We start from the raw sequence: 14,416 nt of genomic DNA on the forward strand, positions 1-14,416 counted from the left end.
CCGGTGTTGGCTTTCATTGAATTTCGCGGGCGCGGAATATAGCACAAATTTTGATCAATTCCGACGGCTATGGTCGGAAATTGGAGTCGTCCCAATCGCGAGCAGGCTCGCTCCCACATAGGAATGCACTCCAGGGTGGGAGCGAGCCTGCTCGCGAAGGGGCCAGCTCAGACGACAAATATTTTATTCATCATCGTCGAAGTTATAACTACCCGGCGCCAGGTTCTCGAATCGGGTGTATTTACCGATGAACGCCAACCGGATAAACCCGATCGGACCGTTCCGCTGCTTGCCGATGATGATCTCGGCAATGCCTTTGTGCTCGGTTTCCGGGTGATACACCTCGTCGCGGTACACGAACATGATCACGTCGGCGTCCTGCTCGATCGCTCCGGATTCCCGCAAGTCGGAGTTCACCGGGCGCTTGTTCGGCCGCTGCTCCAGGGAACGGTTGAGCTGGGACAAGGCCACCACCGGGCAGTTGAATTCCTTGGCCAGGGCCTTCAGGGACCGGGAGATTTCGGAAATCTCGTTGGTCCGGTTGTCACCGCTGGAACCCGGAATCTGCATCAGTTGCAGGTAGTCGATCATGATCAGGCCGACGTCGCCGTGTTCACGCACCAGGCGTCGGGTCCGCGCACGCATTTCCGACGGGCTGATGCCGGCGGTATCGTCGATGAACAGCTTGCGGTCGTTGAGCAGGTTGACCGCCGACGTCAGGCGCGGCCAATCGTCATCTTCCAGCTGGCCGGAACGGACCTTGGTCTGGTCGATACGGCCGAGGGACGAGAGCATACGCATGATCAGCGATTCGCCTGGCATCTCCAGCGAGTAAACCAGTACAGCCTTCTCGCTGCGCAGTACGGCGTTTTCCACCAGGTTCATCGCAAAGGTGGTCTTACCCATGGACGGACGGCCGGCGACGATGATCAGGTCAGCCGGTTGCAGGCCGCTGGTCTTCTCGTCGAGGTCGGTGTAGCCCGTGGACAGGCCAGTGATGGCGTTATCGGTGTTGAACAGGGTGTCGATGCGATCGATGGCTTTGGTCAGCAGCTCATTCACACCCACCGGGCCGCCGGTTTTTGGCCGGGCCTCGGCGATCTGGAAGATCTGGCGTTCAGCTTCATCGAGGATCTCTTCAGCGGTACGGCCTTCCGGGTTGAAGGCGCTGTCGGCAATCTCGGTGCTGATACCAATCAGCTGGCGCAGGGTCGCGCGCTGGCGAACGATCTGCGCATAGGCCTTGATGTTGGCGACGGACGGCGTGTTTTTCGCCAGTTCGCCCAGATAACCGAGGCCGCCGACCTGCGACGTCTGACCTTCCTTGTCCAGTTGCTCGGACAGGGTCACGACGTCGATCGGCATGTTCTGATCAGCCAGTTTGGCGATCGCGCGGAAAATCAGGCGGTGGTCATGTCGATAGAAATCACCGTCGGAGACTTGATCGAGCACGCGCTCCCAGGCGTTGTTGTCCAGCATCAGACCACCGAGCACAGCCTGTTCGGCTTCGATGGAATGCGGCGGCACCTTCAGCGCGGCAGTTTGCAGATCGTATTGCTCGGGAGCGGAAATTTCGTTCATGGCCACTTGGTTGTTTGGGGAAGCAGGGGTTTAAAAACGGAAGTTACCAGAAAGACAAAGGGCACGACCTGTAAACAGGATCGTGCCCGATGTTACCGGCAAGCACCCGAGGGTGCCAGCCGACAAGTGCTGCTTAAGCTGCTACCACGACAACGCGTACGGTGGCTTCAACTTCGGCGTGCAGGTGCACGGCTACGTCGAATTCACCTACGTTGCGGATGGTGCCGTTCGGCAGACGAACTTCGCTTTTTGCAACTTCAACGCCAGAGGCGGTCAGTGCATCAGCGATGTCGTGGGTGCCGATCGAACCAAACAGCTTGCCTTCGTCACCAGCGGTGGCAGTGATGGTCACTTCCAGCTCAGCCAGTTGGGCAGCGCGGCTTTCAGCCGATGCTTTACGGTCTGCTGCAGCTTTTTCCAGCTCAGCGCGACGCTCTTCGAACGCAGCCAGGTTGGCTGGGGTCGCAGCGGTAGCTTTGCCGTAAGGCAGCAGGTAGTTACGACCGTAACCAGCCTTAACGTTCACTTTGTCACCCAGGTTGCCCAGGTTGGTGACTTTTTCCAGAAGGATCAGTTGCATGTGAAAATCCTCTTAACTTTTAACCTTCACCGTTCGCGTTATCGGCGTCTTTCGGCGCCAGACGACCGCGAAAATCAATCAGGCTGTCGACGATGGCCAAGACCACCAGCAACGGATAGATCAGCTGCATGAACAGCAACAGCGTGACGTACAACCCCACCAGCCAGAACCTGGCCAGCCGCTTTTGCGCCACCAGCCCGTGAATCAGGGCCAGCCCGGCGAAAACCAGCGGTACGCTGCATAACGGCACAAGCATGGACATCTGGACACCGAGATTCGGTGTCACAACCATGCCCGCCAGCAGCAACATCGCGGGCCCCAGCGGGATTCGGACGGCGCGAAACTCGCGACCGAAACCACCGGGGTTGTACAACAACGCCTGCCAGTAGCGCCCGACAATCAGGCTCAGCACACTGACGATTTGCAACAAGGCCGCTATCAGGCCGGTCAGGATAGGTGCAATCAGGGACGCGAATCGCGCTTGCTCGTCTACCGACATCTTCTGGTAGACCTCACCGAGTAGCGACGGCATGACCTTGATCAAAGCCTGCGCCAGCATCTCGATCTGGGGACCAAAAGCCGTCCCCAGCACCACTGAAAACACCACTCCCATCGCTATGCTGACCAGCAGCACGCGGTTCCAGGACTCGCTTGCGCGCAAAACCAACGCAAGGCTCGCAGACCCCAGCAGCACCAGAAGTGCCCGTGGGTCGTCGGAGTAAAGCCACCAGATCAAAGCTGGCAGCATTCCCAGAGCAAGAACGCCCAAGGCGTCCTTCAATCCGCGCCGCAGGAGCACAAGGCATCCGGCGGCAGCACCCAACCAATACAACAACGGCAATGCCGCGCATCCAGCCACTACCAGAGTGGCCTGCATACGGCCCCGCATGATGAACTCAGCCAAGGCACGCATACATTCAATCCTTTGCTACGAGTCGACTACCCGGTCTCAGCGGCCGTGGCTGTCGGTGTAGGCCAGCAGGGCCAGGAAGCGGGCGCGCTTGATAGCGGTGGCCAGCTGACGCTGATAACGAGCTTTGGTACCGGTGATGCGGCTTGGAACGATTTTGCCGGTCTCGGATACGTAGGCTTTCAGAGTGTTGAGATCTTTGTAATCGATCTCTTTCACGTCTTCAGCGGTGAAGCGGCAGAATTTACGACGACGGAAGAAACGTGCCATTTGATAGGCTCCTTAAAAGGTCCGTGGATTACTCGTCAGCGTTATCGCTGTTGTCGCTGTCATCACCCTCAACGCCTTCAGCGTCGGAGTGCTCAGGACGGTCGCGACGCTCACGGCGCTCACTGCGGTTTTCTTCAGCCTTGAGCATCTCGGATTGGCCGGTAACGGCTTCTTCGCGACGGATGACCAGGTTACGGATCACTGCATCGTTGTAGCGGAAGTTGTCTTCCAGCTCGGCCAGGGCCTTGCCGGTGCACTCAACGTTCAGCATCACGTAGTGAGCCTTGTGAACATTGTTGATTGCGTAGGCCAGTTGACGACGGCCCCAATCTTCCAGACGGTGGATTTTGCCGCCGTCTTCTTCGATCAGCTTGGTGTAACGCTCAACCATGCCGCCGACTTGCTCGCTTTGATCCGGGTGGACCAAAAAGATGATTTCGTAATGACGCATGAATGCTCCTTACGGGTTGTAGCCTGCCGCTCAAAAGCGGTCAGACAAGGAGTGAATGACACTTATGGACTTGCGTGGGTAAGGCACATGCGCGCCTGCCGTCACAGCAAGGGGCGCAATTGTAGAGAAGGGGCGTGGGAGGCGCAAGGTAATTGGTGATTATTTGAACAACCACCGATCATCACCCAGATACAAAACCACTATGGGAGCGAGCCCGCTCGCGAAGGGGGCATAACATTCAACATTGATGCTGAATGTTACTCCGCTTTCGCGAGCAGGCTCGCTCCCACAGGGACTACAACCGACTCAGGACTTCTTGGCTGCCGCTGCGGCCTTCGCGCCACGTTGACGCTGCGCTTCGAACAGGCAGACGCCGGTCGCCACCGACACGTTGAGACTGCTGACGCTACCGGCCATCGGCAGATGCACCAGGTAATCGCAATGTTCGCGGGTCAGGCGGCGCATGCCCTTGCCTTCGGCACCCATGATGAGAATGGTCGGGCCGGTGAGGTCCTGCTCATAAAGGCTGACCTCTGCCTCCCCTGCCGCGCCAACGATCCACAAGCCGCGCTGCTGGAGCTTTTCCAGGGTGCGCGCCAGGTTGGTCACGGCGACCAGCGGAATCACTTCCGCCGCACCGCAGGCAACCTTTCGCACTACCGGCGTCAGGGTTGCGGACTTGTCCTTAGGCACGATCACCGCCAGCGCACCCGCCGCATCGGCAGAACGCAGGCAGGCGCCGAGGTTGTGCGGATCGGTCACGCCGTCGAGCACCAGCAACAACGGCGCGCCTTCGGTGCGATCAAGCAGCTCGTCGAGCATCGCCTCGCCCCAGACCTGGCTCGGACTGACATCCGCGACCACGCCCTGATGCACACCCTCGACCCAGGCGTCCATTTCACGACGTTCGGCCTGGCCGACCTGGACACGATTTTCGTTGGCCAGTTCGATCAAGGTCTGCACCCGAGGATCACCGCGGCCTTCGGCCAGCCAGATCTGCTTGACGCGTTTCGGGTGGTGACGCAGCAACGCTTCGACAGCGTGTACGCCGTAGATTTTTTCCAACTGACTCATGACTTGGCCTTAGGTTTACGCGCCCCGCCGCTTTTGGCTGGGGCCGAGCCCGCTTTTGGCGGGCCTTTACGATGTTTGCTCGGTTTGGCTGGCTTGCCGCCGACGGCCTTGTCAGGCGCCGACCGTCCGGTCTTTCCCCCAGACGCCGCTTTACCGCCGCTTTTCGCGTCGGCCAGCAAGGCCTTCTTCATTTCACGACTTTTGCGCACTTCGGCGTTTTTTGCCGCCGCATCGCTCGGGCGATAGGCCTCGACAGCCTTCTCCTTGGCGGGACGACGACCGGTTTTCGCCGGCGCGGGCTCTGCAGCGGTCTTTGCCGCAGGAGCGGCGGTTTCGCTGCCACGCTTCTTGCGACCTATCGGCGCGGTGAGGGTTTTTTCGGCCATCTCGAAGTCGATCTTGCGCTCGTCGAGATCGACGCGCATGACCCGCACTTCAACGGTGTCGCCAAGGCGGAAGCTGCGACCGGTACGCTCACCGGCCAGGCGGTGGTGCACAGGATCGAAGTGGTAGTAATCGCCCGGCAGCGCGGTGACGTGCACCAGACCCTCGACGTAAATATCCGTCAGCTCGACAAACAGACCGAAACCGGTGACCGCCGTGATGACGCCCAGGAACGATTCGCCCACGCGATCCTTCATGTACTCGCACTTGAGCCAGTTCACGACGTCACGGGTCGCTTCGTCGGCACGACGCTCGCTCATCGAGCATTGCTCGCCCAGTTGCTCCAGCGCCGCTTCGTCGTACGGATAGATGCGTGCCTTCGGAATGGTCATCGCACCGGCACGGCGAACGTGCGGGGTGTCCTGCTTCGAATGGATGACGCTGCGGATCGCCCGATGCGTGAGCAAGTCCGGGTAGCGGCGGATCGGCGAGGTGAAGTGGGTGTAAGCCTCATAATTCAGGCCGAAGTGGCCCTGGTTATCGGCGCTGTACACCGCCTGACTCAACGAACGCAGCATGACGGTCTGGATCAGATGGAAATCCGGACGATCCTTGATACCGGCCAGCAGTGCCTGATAGTCCTTCGGCGACGGGCCATCCTTGCCTTTGTGCAGGGACAGACCGAGCTCGCCAAGGAAGGCACGGAGTTTTTCCAGACGCTCAGGTGGCGGGCCATCGTGAACGCGGTACAGCGCAGGAATTTCGTGCTTTTTCAGGAATTCGGCGGTGGCCACGTTGGCCGCCAGCATGCATTCCTCGATCAGCTTGTGCGCATCGTTGCGCACGGTCGGCCGGATTTCGGCGATCTTGCGCTCGGAGCCGAAGATGATCCGGGTTTCCTGGGTTTCGAAATCGATCGCGCCACGCACATGACGGGCTGCCAGCAGCACTTTGTACAACGCGTACAGTTGCTTGAGATGCGGCACTACGTCGGTGTACTCGCCACGCAGCTTGCGCGCTTCGGTGGCTTTCGGCGTTTCGAGCATGGCGCTGACCTTGTTGTAGGTCAGACGCGCATGGGAGTGGATCACCGCTTCGTAGAAGCAGTAGTCGGTCATTTCGCCGGATTTGGAGATGGTCATCTCGCAAACCATGGCCAGACGATCGACTTGCGGGTTCAGCGAGCACAGGCCGTTGGACAGCTGCTCTGGCAGCATCGGGATCACGCGCTCAGGGAAGTACACCGAGTTACCGCGAACCTGGGCTTCGGCATCGAGTGCCGAACCGAGTTTCACGTAGCTGGATACGTCGGCAATCGCCACGTACAACTTCCAGCCACCGGAGAACAGGCGCAGCTTGCCGGGCCGGGCTTCGCAGTAAACCGCGTCATCGAAGTCGCGCGCATCCTCGCCGTCGATGGTGACGAACGGCAGATGACGCAGATCGATGCGTTTCTCTTTGTCCTTCTCTTCGACTTCCGGCTTGAGCTTGCCGGCTTCCTTGAGCACGGCATCAGGCCAGACGTGAGGAATGTCATAGGTGCGCAGGGCGACATCGATTTCCATGCCCGGCGCCATGTAGTTACCCACGACTTCAACCACGTCGCCTTGCGGCTGGAAGCGTGGCGTCGGCCAGTGAGTGATCTTCACTTCGACGAACTGACCAATCTGGGCGTTGGCGTTACGACCTGGCGTCACCAGCACTTCCTGCTGGATCTTCGGGTTGTCGGCAACAACGAAACCAATACCGCCTTCTTCGAAGTAGCGGCCGACGATGCTTTCGTGAGCACGGGACACCACTTCGACAATCATGCCTTCGCGGCGACCGCGACGATCCAGGCCGGAGACACGGGCCAGGGCACGGTCACCATCGAACACCAGACGCATTTGCGCCGGGCTCATGAACAGGTCGTCACTGCCGTCGTCCGGCACCAGGAAGCCGAAACCGTCGCGGTGACCGCTGATGCGGCCCAGGATCAGGTCAAGCTTGTCCACCGGCGCATACGTGCCACGACGGGTATAGATGAGTTGAGCATCGCGCTCCATGGCGCGCAGGCGGCGACGCAGGGCTTCGATCTGGTCTTCGGTGGTCAGACCAAACTCTTCGACCAATTGCTCGCGGTTAGCAGGCGAACCCCGGTCAGCAAGATGCTGAAGGATCAGTTCGCGGCTAGGAATGGGGTTTTCATATTTTTCCGCTTCACGAGCGGCCTCGGGATCGAGGGATTGCCAATCGGCCATTAGAGAGTTTTCACCTTGTCTATATGCGGGTTAGTTTGGCATAGGCATCATGAAACGGGAAATTTCAGGCTAAGACGACCCATCTAAAGCCCTGTATCGACACCTCAAAGCTGTTTTGCAGACCGCTGGTGAAATTTTCCAGGTTTTTTTGGTGCCGGGGGTTTACAGTTAAAAAGACGCTCCGTATAGTGCGCGCCATCGACGACGGACAACGTTGCCGATACTGCCCAGATGGTGAAATTGGTAGACACGCCAGCTTCAGGTGCTGGTGACCTTACGGTCGTGGAAGTTCGAGTCTTCTTCTGGGCACCAATTTCGAGCTTGAGATTAGTTCAATTTCAAGGCTCACACAAAACCCGCGAAAGCGGGTTTTTTGCATTCTAAGCCTCTGATTTAATAAATTTAAATCAGGGGTTTACAGATAAAAATACTCTCCGTATAGTGCGCCACATCAACAGCGGCAACGCTGAAGATGAATGCCCAGATGGTGAAATTGGTAGACACGCCAGCTTCAGGTGCTGGTGGCCTTACGGCCGTGGAAGTTCGAGTCTTCTTCTGGGCACCAATTCAAATTCAAGGTTACGACCTTGAATTTCACAGAAACCCGCGAAAGCGGGTTTTTGCGTTTCCGGGGTTCGAAAAAACGCCCCTCCCTGTAGGAGTGAGCCCTGCTCGCGATAAAGGAACAGGCAACGCACTTCTCCAGACACCCCTCGTTTTCGTTCACGCCCATCGCGAGCAAGCTCGCTCCTGCACCATTTGCCAGGCTTGCAGCGCGCATTTGAGAAACAATATCGTTTATCATTGTTGCAAGTTTTTGCAATGCGACAGTGAGGAACCCTGCGAATGATGCTTCGAAATACCCTGCGCCGCGGCCTGACCATGACCCTGCTCGGCCTGGCACTCGCCACTCCCCTCACCCAAGCCGCCGACCCGGTTTCCCTGACGCTCTACAACGGCCAACACAAAGAAGTCGGTGACGCTGTCGCCAAGGCCTTCGAAGCCAAGACCGGCATTCACGTCAATGTCCGCAAAGGCAGCAGCAACCAGCTGGCCAGCCAGATCGTCGAGGAAGGAGATCGCTCGCCTGCCGATGTGATCTACACCGAAGAATCGCCACCCCTGAACAAACTTGGCGAACAAGGTTTGCTCGCCCAGGCTGATGACACCACCCTGGCGGTATTACCCAAGGAATACGTTGCCGGTAATGGCACCTGGATCGGCGTGACCGCCCGGGTGCGGGTGGTCGCCTTTAACCCGAAACTGATCGACGAAAAAGATCTGCCGAAGTCGGTCATGGAGTTCTCCGATCCGAAATGGCAAGGCAAGGTCGGCTTCGTGCCCACCAGTGGCGCCTTCCAGGAACAGGCGGTCGCAATCATCAAGGTGCACGGCATGGACGCCGCCGAAGAATGGCTCACCGGGCTGCGCGCATTCGGCAAGACCTACAGCAACAATATGGTTGCGCTCAAAGCCGTGGAAAATGGCGAAGTGGCCACCGTACTGGTCAACAACTACTACTGGTTCGCCCTGCAACGCGAAAAAGGCCAGCTCGATTCGAAACTGCACTACTTCACTGGTGGCGACGTCGGCGGACTGATCACCGTGTCCAGTGCCGCCGTGCTGAAATCCAGCAAACATCCAACAGAAGCCCAGCAACTGCTTGCTTACATGGCGAGCGAAGAGGGCCAACGCGTGATCACCCAGACCACCGCCGAATACCCGCTGCACAAAGGCATGGAATCGGATCGCGGTCTCAAGCCCTTCAGTGAACTGGAAGCACCGAAGGTCACGCCAGCCGACCTCGGCAACGCCGAAGAGGCCCTGGACCTGGAACGCGACGTTGGCCTGAACTGATGAGCACTTCATTGCCCGCCCCAGCCGCCGCGCACGGCGGTTACGTGCCGCGACGCAAGCGACCGTCAATCTGGCTGGTGCTGCCGGTACTGCTGTTGGTGGTGCTCAGCCTGCTGCCGCTGGCCTATGTCGGGCTCAAGGCCTGGCAAGCGGGCTGGGCCGAAGCGTTGCACCTACTGTGGCGGCCATATGTGTTCGGCCTGCTGCGCAACACCCTGGCACTGATGGTCGGCGTTACGCTGGCCTGCGGCGTGATCGGCCTGTCTTTGGCATGGCTACTGGAACGCAGCAACCTGCCAGGACGGCGGTTGTGGGGTGTGATTCTATGTTTGCCATTCGCCGTACCAGCGTTTGTCAGCAGCTTCACATGGGTTTCGCTCAGCGCACAGTTCGAAGGCCTGGGCGGGGCGATTTTGGTGATGACTCTTTCCAAATACCCGCTGATTTTCTTGCCGGTGGCGGCGACGCTGCGCAACCTCGACCCCTCCCTGGAAGAGTCCGCGCGCACACTGGGACAGAATCGCTGGGGCGTATTTTTCAAAGTCACCCTCCCCCTGCTCTGGCCCTCATTACTCGCAGGCTCCCTGCTGATCGCCCTGCACATGCTGGTGGAGTTCGGCGCGCTGTCGATCATTGGCCTGCAAACCTTCACCACCGCGATCTATCAACAGTTCGAACTGGAGTTCAGCAACGCCAACGCAGCCATGCTTTCGGCGGTGCTGTTGTTGCTGTGCCTGATGCTGCTGTGGCTGGAACTGCGGGTTCGCGGCAAGGGCCGACACGTGCGCACCGGACAGGGTGCGGCGCGCCAGGCGGAGCAGGTTCGACTGGGGCCCTGGGCAGTGGCAGGGCAACTGTATTGCCTGTTGCTGGCAATCGTCGGCAGCGGCATTCCGCTGGGCATGCTGGCTTACTGGCTGGCCGTGGGCTCATCGGCCGCTTTCCCGGTGGCCGCCATTGGCGAGGCACTGCTGTCGTCCCTGGCTTTATCGCTGGGTGGCGCAGCGCTATGCCTGGTACTCGCGGTGCCAGTGGGACTGTTGGTGGTGCGCTATAAAGGCCGATTGGCAATCTGGGCTGAACGCCTGCCGTATCTGCTGCATGCCTTGCCAGGCCTGGTGATCGCCCTGACCCTGGTGTACTTCGCCCTGCACTATTTGCCGGCGCTGTACCAGACATCGGCACTGCTGCTGATCGCTTATGCGCTACTGTTTTTGCCATTGGCCCAGGCGCCGATCCGCACAGCGCTGAACAAGGCCGCACCGCAATTGGAAGAGGCTGCACGCACCTTGGGCGCGTCCTCGTTCAGCGCATTTTGCCGGATCACATTACCGATCATTTTCCCGGCACTGGGCGCAGCCTTTGCCCTGGTGTTTCTGGATGCAATGAAAGAGCTGACGGCGACGCTGCTGTTGAGCCCGACCGGGCTCAACACCTTGGCGACGGAAGTCTGGGCACATACCGCGAATGTGGAATTTGCGGCAGCGGCGCCTTATGCGGCGTTGTTGATATTGGTGTCGGGGTTGCCGGTCTATCTGCTGACGACGCGGATGTATCTGAGCCGCTGAAAGCGCTTTCGCGAGCAAGCCCGCTCCCACATTTGATCGCATTTCCCTCTGAAGGAACGCGGTCGAATGTGGGAGCGGGCTTGCTCGCGAAGGCGTCAGCAGAGACAACGCAAGACTTAAGCCCTGAACTGCCCCAGGCTCGCCTTCAACTGCGCCGCCAACCCATCCAGCACCTTGCCGCTGGCCGTGGTTTCCACCACCGCCCGGGCCGCTTTCTCGGCCTGCGCATGAATAGTCTCGACCCGGCCACGCACCGCCTGAGCCCCCTGCGCCTGATGCGCCGCGGCTTGGGTCGCCAGACCAATTGCCGCATGCACCTGCTCCACCGACGCCTGCACCGATTGCTGCAACCGCGCACTGTCACGCAACACCAGCAAACCTTCGTTGGCCTGGCGCCCCGCCTGCCCGATCGCCGCCACCGCCTCACGCGCACCTTGCTGCAGTGCCACGATGTGCGCCTGAATATCACCCGTAGAACTCTGGGTCTTGCTGGCCAGCGCCCGCACTTCATCGGCCACCACAGCAAACCCGCGACCGGTCTCACCCGCTCGCGCCGCCTCAATGGCCGCGTTCAATGCCAGCAGGTTGGTTTGTTCGGCGATTCCGTGGATGACCGTCAATACCACTTCAATCTGCTCACTCTGTTGCGCCAGTCGCTCAATCACCTGCGCACCGGTATCGACCTGCCCGGCCAAGGCCTCGATCAGGCTGCCGACTTTCGCCGAGGTTCGAGTGTTTTCATCGGTGGCCTGACGAATATCCACCACCTGTTTCAACGCTGCCTGCATAGCCTGACTTTCGGACTGAGCCTCATCCGCCATTTGCGACAACGCACGCAGACTCTCGGCCACTTCATCGCGCTGCATGCCCGCAGCCGCGTCGGCCCCGGCATTGCGCAAGGTCATGGCACCGATTTCCACACCCGTGCGCTGGGCCACGTCACCCGCCTCACGCACAATCGGCTGCAACTTATCCACAAAGCGATTGACCGCCGAGGCCATATCGCCGATTTCGTCCTGGCTATTGATCTGCACACGCTTGGTCAGATCGCCTTCGCCAGCCGCCAGGTCATCCATGGCGCCAATCAGCATTTTCAAGCGATTGACCACCCGACGTCCCAGCACCACGGCGAGCAACAGCAACACGCCGGCGCCCACCACCGCCAAGCCCATACCGATGCGCCAGCGCAATGTAGCCGCTGCTTCCTGCACCGTGCTGGTGGTGTTGGCTTTCATTTCAGCCGCCGTGGATTGCGCCGATTGCAGCCGCGCACGCATGGCTGTCGCGCTATCCGCCGCCGCACCCTTGAGGCTGTCACCTACCAACTGATCACTGCTGGCGATCAAGGCCGAGAAGCGCTTGTCGAGGGCCGCCAGGTCAGTTTCCACCGAGGCGGTGGAGACCCCCATCAACACCTTGCCGATTTCCACGCCGTTTGGATTGATTGAGGCTTCCAGGTAGTAGACCGAAGGATCGTTCTTCGCCGCGTCCAGCACCTTGTCCAGCGCCCGCTCGCCCTGCCCCTTCTCCAGCAAGGCTTTGTTGATCGGGTTTTCCCGATTCAAATAGCGCGTCAGGTGTTGGCCCGTCGCATCGTCGTAGACCACGAAGAGAACATTGGGATTGCGCTGCGCCCGGCGGGCAAATTCAGAGAGGGTCGGGACGTCGCTGTCCCACATGGCGCGGGGCGCGACCGAAGCCAGAAGCTGCGCCATATCGTTGGCGGAGTCCTTCAAGTCCTTTTCCAGAGTCGCGCGCAATTGCGCCTGCTCCTCCTCCAGTCGCGAGGACAAACCGGCCGTGAGGCGTTGGCGCGTGCTGGTGGAGAGACTGTCGAGGCTCGACGTGACTTCACGCCCCGCCTGCTCGAGTTCGCCGGAAAGTTTTTGACTGTCAGCACCCAGGCGCACACCCAGATCGGCTTCCAGCGCGGTCACCGTGCTCCGGGTCAGAGCAACAGCCACCAGCACTTGCACCAAAAGGGCGATACCGAGAGTAACGAACACAGGCCGCAAAAGACGGCTTTGTAACAGTGAGAGAACGGCCGACACTGGAAATCCCTCTGCATGAGCGCCATTAAATTGATGGCTCGCCAGAAGCAATTCTTACAGCAAAGGTCATGCCGTCCTACAGACATAAACGACAAAGGCCCCGATTAAGGGGCCTTTGTGTTTTACATCAACGACTTATCAAGCGAACGGGTGACGCAGAACGATGGTTTCGTTGCGGTCCGGGCCCGTCGAAATAATGTCGATCGGCGCACCGACCAACTCTTCGACGCGCTTGATGTAGTTGCGCGCAGCCTGTGGCAGCTCTTCCAGAGTCTTGGCACCGAGGGTGGACTCTTTCCAGCCTGGCATCTCTTCGTACACAGGCTCCAGGCCGATGTAGCTGTCGGCGTCGGTCGGCGCGTCGATGACTGCACCGTCCTGGTTCTTGTAGCCAACACAGATGTTGATGGTTTCCAGGCCGTCCAGCACGTCCAGCTTGGTCAGGCACAGGCCCGAGATGCTGTTGACGTCGATGGCGCGACGCAGGATGACGGCGTCGAACCAGCCGCAACGACGGGCACGGCCGGTGGTTGCACCGAACTCGTGACCACGCTTGGCCAGGAACGCGCCAACGTCGTCGAACAGCTCAGTCGGGAACGGGCCCGAACCGACGCGGGTGGTGTAAGCCTTGGTGATGCCGAGGATGTAGTCCAGGAACATCGGGCCGACACCCGAACCGGTGGCGATGCCGCCCGCGGTGGTGTTGGAGCTGGTGACGTACGGGTAGGTACCGTGGTCGATGTCCAGCAGGGAGCCTTGGGCGCCTTCGAACATGATGTCCTTGCCAGCGCGACGCAGTTGGTGCAGCTCGGCGGTGACGTCCAGCATCATCGGCTTGAGCAGCTCGGCGTACTCCATGCACTCGTCCAGAGTCTTCTGGAAGTCGATTGCAGGCTCTTTGTAGTAATTGACCAGTACGAAGTTGTGGTAGTCCAGCAACTCGCCCAGCTTGGCGGCGAAACGCTCGCGATGGAACAGGTCACCGATGCGCAGACCGCGACGTGCAACCTTGTCTTCGTAAGCCGGGCCGATGCCGCGACCGGTGGTGCCGATCTTCAGTTCGCCACGGGCCTTTTCACGGGCCTGGTCCAGCGCTACGTGGTAGGACAGGATCAGCGGGCAGGAAGGGCTGATGCGCAGGCGCTCGCGCACCGGCACGCCTTTCTCTTCCAACTTGTTGATTTCCCGCAGCAGGGCGTCAGGTGCAACCACCACGCCGTTGCCGATCAGGCACTGCACGCCTTCGCGCAGCACGCCCGACGGGATCAGGTGCAAGACGGTTTTTTCGCCGTCGATCACCAGGGTGTGGCCAGCGTTGTGGCCACCCTGGTAGCGCACTACGGCGGCAGCATGTTCGGTCAGCAGATCAACGATCTTGCCTTTGCCCTCATCACCCCACTGGGTGCCCAGGACTACGACATTCTTACCCATAACACTTGTCCTCATTCGC

General features: G+C 59.8%; 11 protein-coding genes and 2 tRNA genes. 4 read left to right on the plus strand and 9 right to left on the minus strand.

The window, feature by feature from the left end:
* Nucleotides 1–183 precede the first annotated feature (183 nt).
* The 7 genes from dnaB to rnr form a co-directional block, all read right to left on the minus strand.
* A complete protein-coding gene (gene dnaB / locus HNQ83_RS03655) occupies nucleotides 184–1,581 on the minus strand; it encodes a replicative DNA helicase (protein ID WP_093227177.1) in 1,398 nt (465 codons plus the stop codon).
* A gap of 133 nt (nucleotides 1,582–1,714) precedes the next feature.
* On the minus strand, nucleotides 1,715–2,161 hold the full coding sequence (gene rplI, locus HNQ83_RS03660) for a 50S ribosomal protein L9 (protein ID WP_007939577.1): 447 nt from the start codon (nucleotides 2,159–2,161) through the stop codon (nucleotides 1,715–1,717).
* A 19-nt stretch (nucleotides 2,162–2,180) separates the two neighbouring features.
* The gene (locus HNQ83_RS03665; RefSeq protein WP_175387716.1) at nucleotides 2,181–3,074 is read right to left on the minus strand and encodes a hypothetical protein; all 894 of its coding nucleotides are present in this window, start codon (nucleotides 3,072–3,074) and stop codon (nucleotides 2,181–2,183) included.
* Nucleotides 3,075–3,110: 36 nt separating this feature from the next.
* Nucleotides 3,111–3,341 carry a 30S ribosomal protein S18 gene (gene rpsR, locus HNQ83_RS03670; RefSeq protein WP_002551829.1) on the minus strand — a complete coding sequence of 77 codons (231 nt, stop codon included), beginning with the start codon at nucleotides 3,339–3,341 and terminating at the stop codon, nucleotides 3,111–3,113.
* Between the two features lie 28 nt (nucleotides 3,342–3,369).
* Nucleotides 3,370–3,792: a 30S ribosomal protein S6 gene (rpsF, locus tag HNQ83_RS03675; protein ID WP_095192121.1), complete on the minus strand. Its 423-nt coding sequence runs from the start codon at nucleotides 3,790–3,792 to the stop codon at nucleotides 3,370–3,372.
* Nucleotides 3,793–4,098: 306 nt separating this feature from the next.
* Nucleotides 4,099–4,866, minus strand: coding sequence for a 23S rRNA (guanosine(2251)-2'-O)-methyltransferase RlmB (gene rlmB / locus HNQ83_RS03680; RefSeq protein WP_175387717.1), 768 nt, complete (start codon nucleotides 4,864–4,866; stop codon nucleotides 4,099–4,101).
* Nucleotides 4,863–7,490 (minus strand): ribonuclease R, encoded by a 2,628-nt coding sequence (gene rnr / locus HNQ83_RS03685; RefSeq protein WP_175387718.1) that lies wholly within the window; start codon nucleotides 7,488–7,490, stop codon nucleotides 4,863–4,865. The genes rlmB and rnr overlap by 4 nt, the downstream gene beginning before the upstream one ends.
* A 225-nt stretch (nucleotides 7,491–7,715) precedes the next feature.
* On the opposite strand from rnr, the gene HNQ83_RS03690 reads away from it, so the two are divergent.
* The 4 genes from HNQ83_RS03690 to HNQ83_RS03705 all read left to right on the plus strand — a co-directional run bounded on the left by HNQ83_RS03690 (nucleotide 7,716) and on the right by HNQ83_RS03705 (nucleotide 10,915).
* Nucleotides 7,716–7,802: transfer RNA gene (locus tag HNQ83_RS03690), tRNA-Leu, on the plus strand.
* Between the two features lie 166 nt (nucleotides 7,803–7,968).
* Nucleotides 7,969–8,055 (plus strand) — tRNA-Leu (locus HNQ83_RS03695).
* Nucleotides 8,056–8,336: 281 nt separating this feature from the next.
* Nucleotides 8,337–9,347, plus strand: coding sequence for an extracellular solute-binding protein (locus tag HNQ83_RS03700; RefSeq protein ID WP_175387719.1), 1,011 nt, complete (start codon nucleotides 8,337–8,339; stop codon nucleotides 9,345–9,347).
* Complete coding sequence (locus HNQ83_RS03705; RefSeq protein ID WP_175387720.1) at nucleotides 9,347–10,915, plus strand: iron ABC transporter permease; 1,569 nt, start codon at nucleotides 9,347–9,349, stop codon at nucleotides 10,913–10,915. Before HNQ83_RS03700 ends, HNQ83_RS03705 begins: the two co-directional genes overlap by 1 nt.
* A 116-nt stretch (nucleotides 10,916–11,031) precedes the next feature.
* Here HNQ83_RS03705 and HNQ83_RS03710 read toward each other — a convergent pair whose 3' ends face one another.
* Nucleotides 11,032–12,966 (minus strand): methyl-accepting chemotaxis protein, encoded by a 1,935-nt coding sequence (locus HNQ83_RS03710; protein ID WP_175387721.1) that lies wholly within the window; start codon nucleotides 12,964–12,966, stop codon nucleotides 11,032–11,034.
* A gap of 138 nt (nucleotides 12,967–13,104) precedes the next feature.
* The gene (locus HNQ83_RS03715) at nucleotides 13,105–14,397 is read right to left on the minus strand and encodes an adenylosuccinate synthase (protein WP_095192127.1); all 1,293 of its coding nucleotides are present in this window, start codon (nucleotides 14,395–14,397) and stop codon (nucleotides 13,105–13,107) included.
* Nucleotides 14,398–14,416: the final 19 nt, after the last annotated feature.

Origin of the sequence: Pseudomonas sp. C2B4 (genome assembly GCF_013359695.1) — a bacterium.
Taxonomy (GTDB): domain Bacteria; phylum Pseudomonadota; class Gammaproteobacteria; order Pseudomonadales; family Pseudomonadaceae; genus Aquipseudomonas.